The organism is Campylobacter sp. RM19072 (assembly GCF_024723485.1).
Classification (GTDB): domain Bacteria; phylum Campylobacterota; class Campylobacteria; order Campylobacterales; family Campylobacteraceae; genus Campylobacter; species Campylobacter porcelli.
Window position 1 is genome coordinate 53,575 of sequence record NZ_JANQCU010000008.1, and the last position, 18,690, is coordinate 72,264.

The following is an 18,690-nucleotide window of genomic DNA, read 5'->3' on the forward strand; positions in this document are numbered from 1 at the left end:
CTTAAAGATAAATAGCAATATTGCTATTTATCTAAATTTATTACTCATAATAACGCATAATTTTAAAACCATTATTTTGTAAAAATTGATCTTTTCTCATCAAATTTAGATCGCTTTGCATCATATCATCTACCAAATCAGGTAAAGAAAATTCTCTTTTCCAACCCAATTCATTTTGAGCTTGACTTGGATCTCCTAGCAATAGATCAACCTCTGTAGGCCTAAAATATCTAGGATCTATTTTCACCACTACTTGACCTATTTTAAAGTGAGATAGATCAATATTTAAATTCAAAGCCTTTTGATAATCTATGCTTGATATCACGCCTATTTCATCAACGCCCTGACCATTAAATTCAAGCTCAATCCCACAATACAAAAAAGCCAATTTCACAAAATCCCTAACCATTGTCGTTTGTCCAGTAGCAATCACCCAATCTTTTGGCTCTTTATATTGAAGTATAAGCCACATCATCTTTACATAATCTTTAGCATGTCCCCAATCTCTTTTTGCGTTTAGGTTTCCTAGATATACACAATCTTGTAAATTTAAGGCTATTTTAGAAACAGCTCTAGTAATTTTTCTAGTTACAAATGTCTCGCCACGAATAGGGCTTTCGTGATTAAACAAAATTCCATTACAAGCAAAAATATTATAAGCCTCCCTATAATTTACAGTAATCCAATAAGCATACATTTTAGCCACAGCATAAGGACTGCGTGGATAAAATGGGGTCTTTTCATTTTGCGGTATCTCTTGGACTTTTCCATATAATTCAGATGTAGATGCTTGATATATTCTTGTTTTTGATTCTAAGCCTAAAAATTTAACCGCTTCTAAAATTCTCAAAGTTCCTAAGGCATCGGCATTTGCTGTGTATTCTGGCGTTTCGAAACTCACATGTACATGGCTTTGAGCTGCTAAATTATATATCTCATCAGGTCTTATATCAGATATAAGCCTTGTTAAATTCATAGAATCAGTCATATCGCCAAAATGTAGATGAAAATTATGCCGACTTTTATCATGATGTCCATCAAAAAGATGATCTACTCTATCAGTATTAAAAAGCGAAGATCTTCTTTTTATCCCATGAACTTCATAACCTTTATTTAATAAAAACTCACTCAAATACGCTCCATCTTGACCGGTAACGCCTGTTATTAAAGCCTTTTTTGCCATTATATTATATCCTTTCTTCCAAAATCATCATCAAATCTGACAATATCATCCTCATTTGTATATTCGCCTACTTGAGCCTCTATCAAAACTATAGGTATTTTGCCATCATTAATCAATCTATGCTTTTGTCCCATTTTTATATAAATTGACTCGTTAGGACAAACTGTAAATGTATTATTATCTATCTCTACAGTGGCAGTTCCGCTTAAAACTACCCAATGCTCATTTCTATGAAAATGCTTTTGTAAAGAGAGCTTTTTACCTGGTTTTACCTCAATTTTTTTAATCTTATAGCCAAATTCATTTTCTAAAATAGTATAAGTCCCCCAAGGCCTATGGACATTTAAATGCGTCTTGCTAAGCTCATCAATATCTTTAATATATTCATATATATCTTTGACTCTTTGAGACTCGCTCTTTTTTGTGATCAATAAAGCATCTTTTGTATCTACTACAACCAAATCATCCACGCCTATAGCGGCTATAAATTTATTTTTATCTTGACTATAAAAGAAATTATTTTTAGATTCAATAACTCTATTTTTGACATTTATATAATTATCATCTTTTTTAAGCTCTTTTGATAAAGACTCAAAGCTCCCTACATCACTCCATGCAACATCGGCTTTTATGATTTTGATATTGCTTGATTTCTCTATTAGAGCATAATCAATGCTTGTTGATGGGATATCTATCATATCTTGAGTTTGAATTTTTATAATATTATCAAATTTTATCGAGTTGTTATAAGCATTTAAGCATAGAGTATAAATTTCATTAGCTAACTCTTTCATCTGTTTTAAAAAATACGAAACCTTAAAAACAAACATACCCGAATTCCACAAATATTCTTTTGAATTTACAAACTCAGTGGCCTTTTTTAAATTTGGCTTTTCTATAAATTCCAATACATCATTGTTATGAAATTTAATGTATCCATATCCCGTTTCTGGATATGTCGGCTCAACGCCAAATATAACTATATAATCATCATTTGCTAATTTTATAGCTTGTTGTATGATATTACTATATTTTATCTCATCTTTTACGATATGATCACTAGGAGTTACTAAAACTATCTCATCTTTTGGTAAAGATAAAGCGGCTAATGTTATTGCTGTTGCTGTATTTTTAGATAATGATTCTAAAATATATTTTGCTTTTTTATCGCCCAATTGATCTAAGGCCAAAAAATATTGCTCTTCATTTACTACAATAACCATATTATCACAAAATTTAACATTTCTATCATATGTAAGTTCAAACAAAGACTTATCGTTAAATAGTGATAAAAATTGCTTTGGCATAAGCTTCCTACTAAGTGGCCAAAGCCTAGTTCCACTACCCCCACATAATATCACATTAGTCATATAGGCTCCAAAATTAAATTTTAAAAAATGGGACGATTAATTAAAATAAAATATCAAAGGATAAATATGACAATAGCATATATAAGAGTTAGCACTAATAAACAAGATTTAGATGCACAAAAATTACAAATATTTGAATATTGCAAAAGTCAAAATATTATAATTGATGAAGTTATAAGTCTTGAAATTAGCTCTACAAAATCACAAGAAAAAAGAAAAATCCAAGAGTTAAAATCCAAATTAAAAACTGGCGATATGCTTTTAATTACAGAAATATCTAGATTAGGTAGAAATATGCTAGAGATAATAAATATAGTATTAGAATTTACAAAAAACGGAGTCAAACTATGCTTTTTAAGACAAATGGAATTAAATAATTTTAATAATCCAACTTTTAAATTGATACTTTCTATTTATGCTTATTTGGCTGAAATAGAAAGAGATTTTATATCTCAAAGAACAAAAGCTGGACTTTATAACGCAAAAGCCAAAGGAAAAATCTTAGGTAGGCCTAAAAATTCATTTAATAGCTTCTATGATAAAGATATTGATAAGATTAAAAAATTATTAGAATCAAATTACTCAGTAAAAGAAATTTGGATTATTTTAAATTACAATAAAACCAAAAGTTATGCTGGTTTTTACTGCTTTTGTAAAAATAGAAAATTGATATAGCTTTTTATGCTTTTTTAATATTTCTTAGGTTAGAATTAATCGTCCCATTTTTTAAAATATTAGGAAATTTTATGAAAATCATTCGCTCCCAAACTCCACTTCGTTTAGGTCTTGCTGGTGGTGGTACAGATATCAATTTATATTGCGACAAATATACTGGCTATGTTTTAAACGCTACAATTTCTCTTTATATTCATTGCACTTTAATACCAAGAGATGATAATAAAATTATATTTGACTCTCCTGATACCAACTCTTATGCTTCATATGATAGCAAACTTCGTTTAGAAAATGATGGAAATTTGGATATTTATAAAGTAGTTTATAATAGAATTGTAAAAGATTTTACCCATAAGCCATTGAGCTTTTCACTACATACTTACTCAGATGTCCCTAGTGGAAGTGGTCTGGGAGGAAGCTCAACCTTAGTTGTAGGGGTTATTGTAGCATTTAAAGAGTGGTTAAATCTACCCCTTGGTGAGTATGATATAGCAAAACTTGCTTATGAAGTCGAACGAGAAGATTTAGGAATAGTAGGTGGCGCACAAGATCAGTATGCTGCTACATTTGGCGGATTTAATTTTATGGAATTTTATGATAATAAAAGGGTTATTGTAAATCCACTAAGGATTAAAAACTGGATAGCAAGTGAGCTTGAATCTAGAGTGGTTTTATATTTTACTAACATTACTAGAGAAGCTAAAGATATAGAAGAGCATAAAAAAGGTAAACTTGGCGATAATAAATCCTTAGAAGCTATGCATGCTATAAAGCAAGATGCGGTGTCTATGAAAGAGGCTCTATTTAGAGCGGAATTTGATACCTTAGCCCATATTTTAGGCAAATCATGGAAGTCTAAAAAGATTATATCTGAGATTGTTACTAATGATGAGCTAGATAGAGTTTATAATCTAGCTATGCAAAATGGCGCATATAGTGGTAAAACAAGTGGGGCTGGAGCTGGTGGATTTATGTTTTTCTTAGTAGATCCTATTAAAAAATATAATCTAATTAAAATATTAAATCAACAACAAGGCTATGTACAAGACTTTTATTTTACAAAAGAAGGAGCAAAATCATGGAAGCTATAAATCAATATATTAAAACTCATTTTGAAGATTCAATAGCAGTTAAAAATCAAATTTTATCAGACAAAGCCCTTATAGAACTTATCAAAAAAGTTGCTATAGAAGTTACAAATGCATATAAAAATGGCTTTAAAACTATGTTAGCAGGAAATGGTGGAAGTGCCGCTGACGCACAGCATATAGCCGGAGAGTTTGTTAGTAGATTTTATTTTGATAGGCCTGGCATTCCTAGCATTGCTCTTACTACCGATACTAGCATTCTAACTGCCATTGGCAATGACTATGGATATGATAGATTATTTGCTAGGCAAGTTCAAGCTCAAGGGGCAAAAGGGGATATTTTTATAGGTATATCTACAAGCGGAAACAGCACAAATATCATAGAAGCCCTAAAGGTGTGTAAAGAAAAAGAGATAATATCCATAGGACTCACTGGTCAAAGTGGTGGCAAGATGGCTAATTTATGCGATTATTGTATAAAAGTCCCATCAAACTGCACTCCTAGAATTCAAGAATCCCATATAGTAATAGGACATATAATATGTGCTATTGTAGAAGAAGAGATATTTGGTAAAGGCTTTTAATAAATGAGCAGGTGCCAAGAAGCAATTATTTTATGCGGTGGGTTAGGAACGCGTCTAAAAAGCGTTATATCAAACATACCAAAGCCTATGGCGCCTATCAAAGATAAACCATTTTTAGAGTTTATACTAGAGTATTTAAAAAGACAAAATATCACTAAGATAATTCTAGCAGTTTCATATAAATATGAAATAATACAAAATTATTTTCAAAATTCATATTTAGATATGGAGATTGTGTATAGCATTGAAAATGAGCCACTTGGCACTGGAGGAGCCACACTTCAAGCATTAAAACTCATAGATGGCGATAATGCCTATGTGCTTAATGGTGATACGATTTTTGATATAAGCCTAAGCGATTTAACATTAAAAGATAGCAAAATTTGCGTAGCCTTAAAACAGATGAAAGATTTTGATAGATATGGTAGCGTAAATATTGATAAATATGATAATATAATATCATTTAATGAGAAAAAATTTACATCAGATGGCTTGATAAATGGCGGAATTTATCTAGTTAGTAAAGATATATTTAACGGATTTAATTTAAATAGTAAATTCTCTTTTGAAGAGTTTTTTCAAAATAATTTTTTAAAGCTAAAAGCTAGGGCTTGTGTATTTGATAGGTATTTTATAGATATTGGAATTCCGCAAGACTATAGAAAATTTATTAATGATAACTCCTAATATTATAATATAAATTATAATCTTGTAATATAAAAATTCTAAATATAGTAACCATACTATTTGAATACACAAAATGATATATAGAATAAAAATGGTGGTTAGAGGCAGAATCGAACTGCCGACACGCAGATTTTCAGTCTGCTGCTCTACCGACTGAGCTATCCAACCACCTTAAAAAGGAGTTGAAATTATATTAAAATAAAGCTTAAAATCAAATAAAATTCAACTCAAAAATCAAAATTACAAAATCTGCGATATATACTCTTTAAACTTATCCCCACGCTGGGCATATGAGCTAAATTGATCTAAACTAGCACAAGCTGGACTAAGCAAAGCCACATCATCTCTACCCATAGCCTTATCTATCAAATTTACAGCATTCTCTAATGTTTTGGCATTATACACATCTGCATTTAGCTCACAAGCCATCTTAGTTATCTCATCGCAATTTGAGCCTATAGCATAGATTAAAGCACCTTGCCTAGCCGCAGTAACAACGGCCTTTTGAATACTTACACCCTTATCATCTCCACCAAGTATAATATGTATTTTTAAGCCAATATACCTTGCTAAAGCTTGAAGCGTCGCATCAATATTTGTAGCCTTAGTATCATTTACCCACAATCTGCCTTTACTATCTCTTAACTCCTCAAGTTTATGAGGCTCAATTATAAATTTATTAAGCAGATCTATACTCAATGAGCTAAATATGATATTCTCAATAGCTAATGCCATAATCGCATCCATCAAAAATGGCACCCTAAAATCAATCCTACCAATATCAATACTAAATTTATTAGCCAGATCAATCTCATCTTCATAGCCTATAATTTTAGCATTAGATCTGATATTTTCATAGCATTTTGGCACTATAGCCACGCCCCCTTCTCTCATCATAGATAGTGGTTTTAGCTTAGCCTTTTCATACTCTTTAGCACTACCATGCCAACTTATATGATCATCGCTAATAGGCAAAAGCACATATATATCAGGACTTGCGAATTTAGTATAATGCATAGTAAAAGAGCTAGTTTCTAAGATCCAAATTTTAGCCTTTTTATCCACCAAATCCCCAAGCGGAATTCCCACATTGCCACCCATTATAGCGCCCCTATTTCTTAAGAGATGCTCTGTCATTTTAGTCGTTGTAGTCTTGCCATTTGTACCGCTAATCCAAATACTCTTTGGCGTATAATTTCTAAAATAATCATACTCACTAATTATATTTTTAGCTGATTTTATAAGCTTATGGTATGGCGGAAATCCAGGACTTGGAATCTCAAGCTCACTTAGATTAGGATTAAATTTATCTACTGGCAACAAAGCATTTCCATACTCGTCGCTACTAGCTACTTCAAATTTATCATCATAAATATTCCAGCCGCCACTTCTAGCGATTGATTTTGTCGTTCCTGCGTAACCAAATAGTGATTTTATCATAGTTTTACCTTAGTTTTAATGCTATTAAAGCAATCAAATTTGCCACCAAAGCTATCATCCAAAACCGCACGATAATCTTATTTTCACTCCACCCTTTCATCTCAAAATGATGGTGTAAAGGAGCCATTAAAAATATACGCTTTTTCCTGATTTTAAAGCTACTAACTTGCAAAATCACAGATAGAGTCTCCACCACAAATACAAAGCCTATTATGATAAGCAAAAGCTCATTTTTAGTCACAATCCCCATATAGCCGATAAACGCCCCAATGCTAAGGCTTCCGCTATCTCCCATAAAGACTTCAGCTGGATAGCAATTAAACCACAAAAATCCAAGCAAAGCACCTATTAAAGCCGTAACTAAAATAACTATCTCGCCCAAATTTACCACCTTTGGTAGCAGTAAATATGAGCTATAAACTGCATGCCCCATCAAATAAGCAAAAATCCCCAAAGTCAAAAGCCCTAAAATTGAAGGCACACTAGCCAGCCCATCTAATCCATCGGTTAAATTCACAGCATTAGAAGCAGAAGTAAGCACCAAAATCCACAAAACAACGGCAAATATGGATATATCGTAAATAGGATATTTATAAAAAGGCAGATAAAACATCGCATCTAGTGAGCTAAAAAAATATAAAAAAACAGCAGTAGCCACTCCTAATAAAATTTGAAATACAAGCTTCACCCTAGCACTAAGCCCTGCGTGATTTTGCTTACCTACTATCTTGCTATAATCATCATAAAATCCAAGCAGACAAAATCCACCCAAAACAAAAAGCCCAATTAAAATAAAAGCGTTATTTAAATTTGCACTAAATATAGTAGCTACAATAGCGCAAATTACAAAGACCACGCCACCCATTGTGGGGGTTTTCCTTTTTTGCTGATGAGCTTGTGGGGCTAATTCATAAATTGGCTGATTGGCATTTTTAGCCCTAGCCCAAGCTATAAATTTAGGCATAAAAATAAGAGTAAGAATAAAAGCTAAAAAGAAGCTTATTTGAGCACGAACGGTCAAATAGCTAAAAAAATTCACACCGAAAAAATCATAAATATAGTAAAGCACTAAATTTTCCTAAATTCCATATTAATTTTTAAGGATAAAATTATATAAATTTTTTGATAAAAAATCGGTAAATCATGGATAAAAAAATAAAAATTTATATATATTTATAATTTACTGATAAAATTGCGAGTAAATTTATATATTTGCCTTAAAATACCGAGGAGTTAAAGTTAATGGGTAAAAAATCTATATTGGTTATAACCGATGGAATCGGATATAATCCTAGTGATAAATTTAACGCTTTTAACGCAGCCAAAAAGCCTACATATGAGTGGCTAGAGAAAAATGCGGCTAAAAATTATCTAAAAACTAGCGGCTTAGCAGTTGGATTACCAGATGGCCAGATGGGAAATAGCGAAGTTGGTCATATGACTATAGGAAGTGGTAGAATTTTATATCAAAATTTGGTTAAAATTGATAAAGCTATAAATAGCAATGAGTTAAAAGATAATAAAGCATTAAAAGAGCTATTAAATAGAGTAAAAAGGGTGCATATAATAGGATTATATAGCGATGGTGGCGTGCATTCTCACCTAAATCATTTTGACGCTGTGGCTCAAATTTGCCTAGATGAAGGCAAAATCGTCTATACTCACCCAATAACAGATGGACGAGATGTAAGTCCAAAGAGTGGATTAAATTTCATTAAATCCTTACAAGATAAATTTAATATCGCCACCATAAGCGGTAGATTTTATGCTATGGATAGGGATAATAGATGGGAGAGAGTTCAAAAAGCATATGAAGTAATAGCCAAAAACCAAAATATCCAAAGTATAAAGCCAGATGAATATATACAAAATTCATATAATAATGGCGTTTTTGATGAGTTTATAGAGCCAGCTAGCTTTATGGATTTTGGCGGAATTCAAGCTAGTGATGGTATAGTATTTATTAACTTTAGAAATGATAGAGCAAGGGAGATTTGTGCTGCTTTAGCCAGTAAGGATTTTAATGAATTTGATCGTGAAAATATCTGCGAAAATCTAGTCACAATGACAAATTACGATGATAAATTTAACTTTCCTATAATGTTTGAAAATGATGATATTAAGGATACTTTAGCTGAAGTAATAGCCAAAAATGGTCTTAGTCAGCTCCACACTGCTGAGACTGAAAAATACGCCCATGTTACATTCTTTTTCAATGGCGGAAAAGAGGATTTAGTGGAGAATGAAACTAGGATTTTAATCCCTAGCCCAAAGGTAAAAACATATGATGAAAAGCCACAAATGAGCGCATATGAAGTTACTCAAGCTGTGCTTAAAGGGATTGAAAATGGGGTTGATTTTATCGTTGTCAATTACGCTAATGGCGATATGGTCGGCCATACTGGCAATTATAATGCCGCTATAAGAGCAGTTGAAGCTGTAGATGAGTGCCTTGGTAAGGTGATTAAAAAAGCCTTAGAAAATGGATACTCATATATGCAAATCAGCGACCACGGCAACTGCGAAGCTATGCAAGATAGTAGTGGCGAACTTCTTACAAATCACACTACATTTGATGTATTCAGCTATCTAATTGCTGATGGAGTAACCAATATAGAGTATGGTGGGTTAAGCAATGTAGCCCCAACAATATTAAAACTAATGGATATAGAAATTCCAAAAGTTATGGATAAACCACTATTTTAAAAGGATAAATAATGAAATTTAGCGGAAAAAATGTTTTAGTTACTGGCGGTAGCCGTGGAATTGGAGCTGAAATTTGCAAAGTTTTGGCTAATTTTGGGCTTAAAGTTTGGATAAATTATAGATCAAATCCAGATCTTGCTGATGCTCTAAAAGCTCAAATACAAAATGATGGCGGCAACGCTGCTGTGATTAAATTTGACGCTACAAATGAGGCAGAATTTGCCGAAGCTATAAATTTAATAGTCCAAAGCGATGGAGAGCTAAGCTATCTTGTAAATAATGCTGGAATTACAAATGATAAATTAGCAATTAGAATGAGCCTAGATGACTTTAATAGCGTAATAGACGCAAATTTAAAAAGTGCATTTATAGGCTCTCGTGAAGCATTAAAAGTAATGAGCAAAAAACGCTTTGGCTCAGTGGTAAATGTCGCTTCAATCGTAGGCGAAATGGGTAACGCAGGTCAAACAAACTATGCTGCAAGCAAAGGCGGTATGATAGCTATGAGTAAGAGCTTTGCCAAAGAAGGAGCTAGTAGAAATATCCGCTTTAATAGCGTAACTCCTGGCTTTATAGCTACAGATATGACAGATTCATTAAGCGATGAAATTAAGGCAAATTATTTGGCAAATATCCCACTTAAAAGATTAGGCGAAGCAAAAGAAGTAGCTACAGCGGTGGCGTTTTTATTAAGCGATTATTCAAGCTACATCACAGGTGATACGCTTAAAATCAACGGCGGATTATATATGTAGCAAACTTTAAGGCAAATTATAGTAAGATTACACTCATTTTTATTTTAGGAGAAAATTATGGCAGTATTTGACGAAGTTAGAGATGTTGTTGTAGAACAACTAAGCGTTGCAGCTGATGCTGTAAAAATGGAGTCAAAAATTATTGAAGATTTAGGTGCTGATTCATTAGATGTTGTTGAGCTAGTTATGGCTTTAGAAGAGAAATTTGATGTTGAAATTCCAGATAGTGAAGCTGAAAAATTAATTAGCATTGCAGATGTTGTAAATTATGTTGAAGGTTTAAAAAAATAATTAGCCATAATGGTTAAAAATTTAAATTTTAGGAGAAGTAGCATTGAAAAGAGTGGTAGTAACTGGTTTAGGCATGATAAATGCACTAGGTCTTGATAAAGATATATCTTTTAAAAATATTTGCGATGGCAAAACAGGAGTAAAAAAGATAACCCTATTTGATGCTACTGATTTTCCAGTGCAAATAGCGGCTCAAATAGATGATTTTGACCCAGCTAGTGTAATGGAAGCAAAAGAGATAAAAAAGGTAGATAGATTTATTCAATTAGGACTAAAAGCCGCTAAAGATGCTATGATTGATGCGAATTTTAAAGATTTTGATCCAAACGAATTTGGCGTTAGCTCAGCAGCTGGTATTGGTGGCCTACCTAATATCGAGAAAAACTCAAATATATGTTTAGAAAAAGGCCCTAGAAAAATATCTCCGTTTTTTATCCCTTCTGCTTTGGTAAATATGCTAGGTGGATTAGTCAGCATAGCTCACAATCTAAAAGGTCCAAATGTATCTAGCGTTACAGCTTGTGCCGCCTCAACTCACGCCATATGCGAAGCTGTCAAAAGCATTATGATTGGCGAAGCAAAAGCTATGCTAGTAGTCGGTGCTGAATCTGCTATTTGCCCTGTGGGTATAGGTGGATTTGCTGCTATGAAAGCACTATCTACAAGAAACGATGATCCAGCGGTCGCTTCAAGACCATTTGACGCAAATAGAGATGGATTTGTAATGGGTGAAGGTGCTGGAGCATTAATATTAGAAGAGTATGAAAGTGCAGTGGCTAGAGGAGCTAGAATCTATGCTGAAATAGTCGGATTTGGCGAAAGTAGTGATGCTCATCATATCACAAGTCCTAGCTTAGATGGCCCACAAAGAGCAATGAGTAAGGCCCTAGAAATGGCAGGAAATATTAAAATTGATTATATCAATGCTCATGGCACATCAACAGCGGCAAACGACGCCAATGAAACGGCAGCCATAAAAGCCGTATTTGGTAGTGATGTTCCAGCGATAAGCTCTACAAAAGGTCAGACAGGTCACTGCCTAGGTGCTGCTGGTGCTATAGAAGCCGTAATCTCAGTAATGGCAATGCAACAAGGCATTATTCCACCTACTATTAACCAAACCGATAGAGCTCCTGAGTGCGATTTAGACTATACTCCAAATTCTGCTAGAAATTGCGAATTAAACGCTGTTATGAGTAACTCATTTGGTTTTGGTGGGACAAATGGCTCAGTAATCTTTAAAAGGCTAAAATAATGGCTAGCTATCTTGATTTTGAAAAAGGTATTCAGCAAATCGATGAAGATATAGCTAATGCTAAGATTAGAGGCGATGAACATGCTATAGAGATCTTAAGTAAAAATTTAGAAAAAGAGATAAGCAAAACATATAAGAATTTAAATGAATTTCAACGCTTAAATTTAGCCAGACATCCAGATCGACCTTATGCGCTTGATTATATCAGAGCACTTCTGACTAATAGTTATGAGATTCACGGCGATAGAGCCTATGCCGATGATCCATCGATAGTCTGCTATAGTGGCTATATAGGCAATAAAAAAGTTATAGTTATAGCCGAGCAAAAGGGTCGTGGAACAAAGTATAAAATTATGAGAAATTTCGGTATGCCACATCCTGAAGGCTATAGAAAGGCTTTGCGTGTAGCTAGACTTGCTGAGAAATTTGAAATTCCAGTAATATTTTTGATAGATACTCCAGGAGCTTATCCAGGAGTTGGAGCTGAAGAACGCGGTCAAAGCGAAGCAATTGCAAGAAATCTGTTTGAGCTTAGTGAGCTTAAAACACGCACAATTGCCATAGTTATCGGCGAAGGTGGTAGTGGTGGGGCACTCGCCATTGGTGTAGCTGACAAATTGGCAATGATGAAAAACTCTGTATTCTCTGTTATTTCGCCAGAGGGTTGTGCTGCCATCTTATGGAATGACCCTAGCAAAAGCGAAGCTGCAACAAAGGCTATGAAAATTACAGCTGATGACTTAAAAGAGTTAAATTTAATTGATGATGTTATAGATGAGCCTATAATGGGTGCTCACAGAGACAAAGATGGCGCTATATCAGCAGTTGGTGAGTATATTAGAACTAAATTAGATGAGCTAGACAGATTATCAATAGATGAAGTTGTAAGTGCTAGAATGGAAAAAATTCTCTCAATTGGGGCTTACGAATAATCAATATTTTAGCCAAATCTATTGGCTAAATTTCATTAAATTTATCTCTTTACAATGCTTAAAATGTTAATTTTATCCTTTGTAGTACCCTAACCTATCTTTAAAAGTTAATTTAATAAATTTTTAATATTAAAACACCTTTAAAATCACTATCAAAATAATTAAATTTTAAGAGTGCTTATGTAGGTATTTCATAGATGAATAATAGAATTTATCTATTATAAAAATGGGATAAATTTACCAAATATAAATAAAAAATTTATATAAATTCTCATATTCTTAAAAATAAATTTATATATCAATAAATTGAAACTATAAATTATATTGGGTAAAACTGCAATTTCTTAAACCATATTCACAAAATATCAAAAGCTTTAAATTTAAGCTATATTAAATTACTAGGTTTTAAAGTATGGATTAAATTTTACACTATTCAAAAGATATTAAGTAAATTTAGCTAAAATATTGCCTAAAAATTTTTCACAAAGAGGTTACTATGGCACTACCAGAAGCAGAACATATATGGTATGATGGTAAATTAGTCAAATGGCACGAGGCTACGACTCATGTTTTAACCCACTCACTACACTACGGAAATGCCGTATTTGAAGGCGTTAGAGCATATATGACACCAAAGGGACTAGCGATATTTTGCCTTAAAGCTCATACTAAAAGGCTATTTGAATCAGCTAAGGCTTGCGGGATTAAAATTCCATTTACTCAAGAAGAGATAAATCAAGCTCACATAGACTTACTAAAAAGCAACACCTACACAGATAATGTCTATATCCGACCACTTGTATTCTTAGGCTATGGCAAAATGGGTGTAAGCCACATCGGTTGCCCTATAAATGTAGCTATCGCAGCATGGCAATGGGGTGCATATATGGGAGAAGAAGCGTTGCAAAATGGTATAAAAGTCAAAATCGCTTCTTGGATGAAGCCAGCTCCATTTTCTATGATGGCAAAGGCCAAAGCAAGTGCAAACTACTTCAACTCTCAAATGGCAAATTTCGAAGCACACGAAGCTGGTTGCGATGAAGCCCTACTTCTTGATCCACAAGGCTTTATAGCTGAAGGAAGTGGCGAATGCTTCTTTATAGTAAAAGATGGCGTAATAATCACCCCACCAAATGATACTAGCCTAGAGAGTATCACACAAAAAAATGTAATCCAAATCGCAAAAGATTTAGGATACGAAGTCCTACGCCAAAGAATCACAAGAGATGAGGCTTATAACGCCGATGAAGCTTTCTTTACTGGCACTGCTGCGGAGGTTACTCCAATTAGCCAAATAGATAGCCGCATTATAGGTAGTGGCAAAAGAGGTAAGGTCTCAAAAGAACTTCAAGACGCATATTTTGAGGTTGTGATGGGTAGAAATGTAAAATATGAAAATCTAATTACTTACATAAATTAAAGGATAGAAATTGCCTGCAGATTTAAACGACTATTTTAATAAAAAAAATGGCAACTCAAATAGCGATGAGAAAAAGCCAAATTTCAATTTTAAAAAGCCAAATGTGCCAAATTTCAGTGGAGGATTAGGTAAATTTAGTGGTATAATCTACGTTTTGATAGCGATAATTGTAGTTTTAGCCGTTGCTAAGCCTTTTGTAGTGATAAACTCTGGTGAAGTGGGCATCAAATCCACTGCTGGTAAATTTGACCCAAATCCACTTCAACCTGGCTTTCACTTCTTCTTGCCTTTCATACAAGAAGTTAGAGTAGTTGATACCAAAGTGCGTCAAATCAACTACACTTCAAGCGAGGGTAGAAACGAAGCAAACTATCGTGGTAGCGGTATAGAGACCAAAGATACAATTTCAGTCCTTGACTCACGCGGACTTCCAGTTAGCATGGACATTACCGTCCAATACCGCCTAAATCCACAAAACGCACCGCAAACCATAGCCGCATGGGGATTTAGCTGGGAAAACAAGATAATTGATCCAGTTGTTAGAAATGTTGTTAGAAATGTAACTGGTAAATACACAGCAGAAGAGCTTCCAGAGCGTAGAAATGATATTGCTGCTGCTATCGATATGGGGATTCGCTCTGATATTGATAAGCAGCCAAATCAGCCTGTAGAGCTTGCTAGCGTGCAGCTTAGAGAGATTATCCTTCCACCAAAGGTAAAAGAGCAAATAGAAAGAGTCCAAATAGCCAAACAAGAAGCCGAAAGAACTAAATATGAGGTTGAAAGAGCAAATCAAGAAGCACTTAAAAAAGCAGCCCTTGCTAAAGGAACAGCCGAAGCTGTTAAAATCGAAGCCCAAGGTAGAGCCGACGCTGTAAAAATCGAAGCTGACGCACAAGCTTACTCAAATTCGCAAATCGCAAGAAGCTTAACAAATAATCTTTTAGAACTCAAACAAATTGAGACTCAAAAAGGATTTAATGAAGCTTTAAAAACCAATCAAGATGCGAAAATTTTCTTAACTCCTGGCGGGGCTGTCCCAAATATTTGGGTTGATACCAAAGATAAACAAAAGCAAATTTCAGCACAAAATTAGGGGTATTAAATGGGCGTGAGTGTGAATTGGGATAAGATCGATGGATTACTTCCAGTAGTAGTCCAAGAGTATGAAAGTGGCGATGTGTTAATGCTAGCATATATGAATAAAGAGGCCTTTGAACTAACTCAAAGTAGCGGTCTTGCCCACTACTACTCACGCACAAAATCTCAAATTTGGAAAAAAGGTCAAGAGAGCGGTAATTTTCAAATAGTAAAATCCATATCCTTAGATTGTGATAATGATGCCTTACTATTAAAAGTCGAGCAAATAGGCAACGCCGCTTGTCATACAGGGGCAAAATCGTGCTTTTTTAACCATTTAAATTTAGAAAAAAAAGATGATTTAGATCTTGAAAAAACCATTAAATATGATATATTAGACCACCTATACCATGTAGCCCTAGATAGAAAGCTAAACCCAAGCAAAGACTCATACATATCCAAACTCTACTCCAAATCGCCTAATAGCTACCTAAAAAAGATAGCCGAAGAGAGTTGTGAGTTAAATTTGGCTATAAAAGATCTTCAAAGATTTAAGCTATACTCAAATTTAAATCTTGAGAATTTTGGAGATCATAGGGCAGATGAGCCAAAATATGATGTCATATATGAGGCTGCTGATGTGATCTTTCATATGATTGTAGCGTTGGCTGATTATGATATTCATCCAAGCGCAATCCTAGATGAGTTAAAACGCCGAGAAGGCATAAGCGGAATAGTAGAGAAAAACTCCCGTGATAAATAGTATTTTAGATACCATTAAATTCTATATTAATAACTTTGGATTTTATGACTATATAGCTATTTCGTGGGTGGTTTTGCTATTTTTTGCTCTACTAGTTTTGGCACTTTATATGCTATTTAAAAAACCTATGCTTGCTCTATTTATACTTTTTTTTGACTTTGGCGGACTTGGTGCAGGGCTATTTTATTCACTTAAATTTATAGATAATACCATACGCCCAAGGGAGCTAATTATGGCTCCGCTTAGACAGCTATACTACGCCGATATTATGATAGCTGATATCAATATCACCAATACTTCTAAAAAGATTTTTAAAAAATGTAGAGTAAAGCTAAGCTTTCATAATATTGGCAAAAACAGCATTCAAAATCTCAAATTTAGATTGACCCCTTTTCGCACCCAAATAGCTATAATACAAGGAGTTGAGCCAGGTCAAACAAAAGAGATTAAATTTACTATAAAAGATTTTCGTCCGCAAAATTATAATACTATATTAAATTCGGAGTGTTTCTAATGAGCTATTTTAACCTATTTCACATTCTAGCCATCATTATCATCATAGCCCTTTTTGGTGGTTTTACCTACTTTATCATACTAAAAGAAAAAAGAGTAAAAGCTGCCATCAGCCTTTTGATAGCTAATGTTACTATTATGAGCTGTATTGCCATCATCTCCATGATGCTTATCGATAGATACACCAAAGTGGCAGTTATAGAGAGCTTCCAAGGCAAAAGAACTCTAATCAATGAGACCATCACCTACACAGGCGTAGTTAGAAATATCGGATATGGCTATATCAATTCATGTACTATGGAGATAGAACTCATCAATGCTCCAGTTAAAAAGCTAGAGGCTAGTGCCTTTGAAGAGCGTGGATTTTTCCAGACCTACCTAGGTAGCTCAAATAACCAAAAAAGCTCGATAAAGGCTGAATTTTTAATAGTCAAAGACCTACCAAGTGGCGACCAAAAAAGCTTTGGCTTTACTATGCCATACCCAGCCCACTTCAATAATCACAGCACAAAATATACACTAGATTGCAAATAAGCTAAATTTAGCTTATTCAAATTATATAATTTACTTATAATTCTACTTTTTATATTTTAAGTTATTATAAATATATAATAGGATAAAATATTAATAAAATAATTCTAAAACAAAGGATAAATATGTTGAAAAATATGAAACTCTCTGTAAAACTTGCGATTGTAGGTTTTATATTTACCGGGTTTATAGTTGCCATAGTTGCTGGTATCGCCATTTACCGAGCCTCAAGTATGGCTGAAGATAATGCTAATGCCTTTATGGAGGCTAGCTCTAAATCAAATGCAAATTTAGTTGCGGCTGAGTTTAATAGACTAGCTGATAGCTTACATGCCTATAAAATCGCTATGGAATCAACACTAGATTCTAATATAGCTATGCCTGTTAATATCATAAGCAATATGCTAGATGATGCCCTAAAAGAGAGTAAATTAGCCGCTGGTATATTCTTTTATACTACAGATGATAGTATCTACGCTAAAAATCCAAATTCCAACGACCCACGATATACTAATGCTGGGGATTTAGCAATCTATGTAAATTATCATGGCAGACTTGAGCGTATCGAGGACAACTACAAAAGCAAAGACTACTATATAAATGGTCTTGAGAAGCCTAGACTATCTGAGCCATTTAAAGACCATATAGAGGGCAATCAAATAGTTATGTCTTCAATGACCTTCCCAGTAAAATATAAAGGAAAAACTATAGGTATAATCGGTGCTGATTTAAACATAGAAAATTTCTTTATTGATAGACTAAAAGAGATCAAACTATATAAAACAGATACAAGCTTTTTGCTATCAAATAAAGGTATAATGGTAGCCAACTCCAATCCAGAAATAAGAGGCCTACCAGTCCAACAAGTAAATCCAAATTTAGCCCAATTATTCCCAGTAATTAATAGCAATCAAAATAGCTATGCCACAGTAACAGCTGATAGCAAAACTCTAAATCAAAATGTCCATTTTAATTTAGCTAAAGTTAATATAAATTATATAAATGAGCCTTGGAGTCTTGCCACACTTGTGCCAACCAATGAGATATTTACTCAAGTAGCATCAGCTAGAAATGGGCTAATAATCGTAGGCATAGTCGTAGCTATAATCGGCGGATTTTTCCTATTCTTTGCTACAAATATGTTAATTCACAGAATTGAAAATATTAGAATTTTACTATCAGAATTTTTTGATTTTTTAAATCACAAAAGAGCAGATGCACGCCTTGCGGTTATTACAAATAATGATGAAATCAGCCAAATGGCAAAGGTTATAAATGATAATATCATAATCATAAAATCAAATTTAGATAAAGACTCAAAGGCCGTTGAAGAATCACTCCAAAAAGCAAACGAAGTAGAAAAAAGGCAATCTAACTGCTAGAATCACTTTAAACCCAGCTTCTCCAGAGCTACTAC

At 33.7% G+C, this 18,690-nt stretch carries 19 protein-coding genes and 1 tRNA gene; 15 read left to right on the forward strand and 5 right to left on the reverse strand.

Features of this window, described 5'->3' with window-relative positions; translation table 11 throughout:
• Positions 1-40 precede the first annotated feature (40 nt).
• Together gmd and CSUIS19072_RS05355 are read right to left on the reverse strand one after the other, a co-directional pair.
• The gene (gene gmd / locus CSUIS19072_RS05350; protein WP_086292974.1) at positions 41-1,183 is read right to left on the reverse strand and encodes a GDP-mannose 4,6-dehydratase; all 1,143 of its coding nucleotides are present in this window, start codon (positions 1,181-1,183) and stop codon (positions 41-43) included.
• The gene (locus CSUIS19072_RS05355; RefSeq protein ID WP_086238004.1) at positions 1,183-2,553 is read right to left on the reverse strand and encodes a mannose-1-phosphate guanylyltransferase/mannose-6-phosphate isomerase; all 1,371 of its coding nucleotides are present in this window, start codon (positions 2,551-2,553) and stop codon (positions 1,183-1,185) included. Before CSUIS19072_RS05355 ends, gmd begins: the two co-directional genes overlap by 1 nt.
• 66 nt (positions 2,554-2,619) lie before the next feature.
• On the opposite strand from CSUIS19072_RS05355, the gene CSUIS19072_RS05360 reads away from it, so the two are divergent.
• From CSUIS19072_RS05360 to hddC, 4 genes are all read left to right on the forward strand, one after another.
• Positions 2,620-3,228, forward strand: a complete 609-nt coding sequence (locus tag CSUIS19072_RS05360) for a recombinase family protein (protein WP_086238005.1) — start codon at positions 2,620-2,622, stop codon at positions 3,226-3,228.
• Positions 3,229-3,299: 71 nt separating this feature from the next.
• On the forward strand, positions 3,300-4,319 hold the full coding sequence (gene hddA, locus CSUIS19072_RS05365) for a D-glycero-D-manno-heptose 7-phosphate kinase (protein WP_086238006.1): 1,020 nt from the start codon (positions 3,300-3,302) through the stop codon (positions 4,317-4,319).
• A complete protein-coding gene (gene gmhA2 / locus CSUIS19072_RS05370; protein ID WP_086238007.1) occupies positions 4,307-4,900 on the forward strand; it encodes a D-sedoheptulose 7-phosphate isomerase in 594 nt (197 codons plus the stop codon). The genes hddA and gmhA2 overlap by 13 nt, the downstream gene beginning before the upstream one ends.
• A 3-nt stretch (positions 4,901-4,903) precedes the next feature.
• Entirely contained in the window at positions 4,904-5,587 is a 684-nt protein-coding gene (hddC, locus tag CSUIS19072_RS05375) for a D-glycero-D-manno-heptose 1-phosphate guanosyltransferase (protein WP_086238008.1), read from the forward strand.
• Between the two features lie 92 nt (positions 5,588-5,679).
• Here the strand turns inward: hddC and CSUIS19072_RS05380 are convergent.
• The 3 genes from CSUIS19072_RS05380 to mraY all read right to left on the reverse strand — a co-directional run bounded on the left by CSUIS19072_RS05380 (position 5,680) and on the right by mraY (position 8,096).
• Positions 5,680-5,755 (reverse strand) — tRNA-Phe (locus CSUIS19072_RS05380).
• 72 nt (positions 5,756-5,827) lie between these two features.
• A complete protein-coding gene (gene murD / locus CSUIS19072_RS05385; protein WP_086292972.1) occupies positions 5,828-7,027 on the reverse strand; it encodes a UDP-N-acetylmuramoyl-L-alanine--D-glutamate ligase in 1,200 nt (399 codons plus the stop codon).
• Between the two features lie 4 nt (positions 7,028-7,031).
• Positions 7,032-8,096, reverse strand: a complete 1,065-nt coding sequence (gene mraY / locus CSUIS19072_RS05390; protein WP_086242300.1) for a phospho-N-acetylmuramoyl-pentapeptide-transferase — start codon at positions 8,094-8,096, stop codon at positions 7,032-7,034.
• A 173-nt stretch (positions 8,097-8,269) separates the two neighbouring features.
• Here mraY and gpmI point away from each other — a divergent pair, with 173 nt between their 5' ends.
• The 11 genes from gpmI (at position 8,270) to CSUIS19072_RS05445 (ending at position 18,655) form a co-directional block, all read left to right on the forward strand.
• A complete protein-coding gene (gpmI, locus tag CSUIS19072_RS05395) occupies positions 8,270-9,733 on the forward strand; it encodes a 2,3-bisphosphoglycerate-independent phosphoglycerate mutase (RefSeq protein ID WP_086242301.1) in 1,464 nt (487 codons plus the stop codon).
• Positions 9,734-9,744: 11 nt separating this feature from the next.
• Positions 9,745-10,488, forward strand: coding sequence for a 3-oxoacyl-ACP reductase FabG (gene fabG / locus CSUIS19072_RS05400; RefSeq protein ID WP_086238012.1), 744 nt, complete (start codon positions 9,745-9,747; stop codon positions 10,486-10,488).
• Positions 10,489-10,545: 57 nt separating this feature from the next.
• On the forward strand, positions 10,546-10,779 hold the full coding sequence (gene acpP / locus CSUIS19072_RS05405; protein ID WP_086238013.1) for an acyl carrier protein: 234 nt from the start codon (positions 10,546-10,548) through the stop codon (positions 10,777-10,779).
• 43 nt (positions 10,780-10,822) lie between these two features.
• Entirely contained in the window at positions 10,823-12,034 is a 1,212-nt protein-coding gene (locus tag CSUIS19072_RS05410) for a beta-ketoacyl-ACP synthase II (protein ID WP_086242302.1), read from the forward strand.
• Positions 12,034-12,966 carry an acetyl-CoA carboxylase carboxyl transferase subunit alpha gene (accA, locus tag CSUIS19072_RS05415; protein WP_086238015.1) on the forward strand — a complete coding sequence of 311 codons (933 nt, stop codon included), beginning with the start codon at positions 12,034-12,036 and terminating at the stop codon, positions 12,964-12,966. The genes CSUIS19072_RS05410 and accA overlap by 1 nt, the downstream gene beginning before the upstream one ends.
• A 496-nt stretch (positions 12,967-13,462) precedes the next feature.
• Positions 13,463-14,386 carry a branched-chain amino acid transaminase gene (locus CSUIS19072_RS05420; RefSeq protein WP_086238016.1) on the forward strand — a complete coding sequence of 308 codons (924 nt, stop codon included), beginning with the start codon at positions 13,463-13,465 and terminating at the stop codon, positions 14,384-14,386.
• Between the two features lie 10 nt (positions 14,387-14,396).
• The gene (locus tag CSUIS19072_RS05425) at positions 14,397-15,482 is read left to right on the forward strand and encodes an SPFH domain-containing protein (RefSeq protein WP_086238017.1); all 1,086 of its coding nucleotides are present in this window, start codon (positions 14,397-14,399) and stop codon (positions 15,480-15,482) included.
• Positions 15,483-15,497: 15 nt separating this feature from the next.
• Positions 15,498-16,229: a bifunctional phosphoribosyl-AMP cyclohydrolase/phosphoribosyl-ATP diphosphatase HisIE gene (hisIE, locus tag CSUIS19072_RS05430; protein ID WP_236845273.1), complete on the forward strand. Its 732-nt coding sequence runs from the start codon at positions 15,498-15,500 to the stop codon at positions 16,227-16,229.
• A complete protein-coding gene (locus tag CSUIS19072_RS05435) occupies positions 16,219-16,743 on the forward strand; it encodes a DUF2393 family protein (protein WP_086238019.1) in 525 nt (174 codons plus the stop codon). Before hisIE ends, CSUIS19072_RS05435 begins: the two co-directional genes overlap by 11 nt.
• The gene (locus CSUIS19072_RS05440; protein ID WP_086238021.1) at positions 16,743-17,276 is read left to right on the forward strand and encodes a DUF2393 family protein; all 534 of its coding nucleotides are present in this window, start codon (positions 16,743-16,745) and stop codon (positions 17,274-17,276) included. Before CSUIS19072_RS05435 ends, CSUIS19072_RS05440 begins: the two co-directional genes overlap by 1 nt.
• 122 nt (positions 17,277-17,398) lie before the next feature.
• A complete protein-coding gene (locus CSUIS19072_RS05445) occupies positions 17,399-18,655 on the forward strand; it encodes a PDC sensor domain-containing protein (protein ID WP_141082604.1) in 1,257 nt (418 codons plus the stop codon).
• The last annotated feature ends 35 nt before the right edge of the window (positions 18,656-18,690 follow it).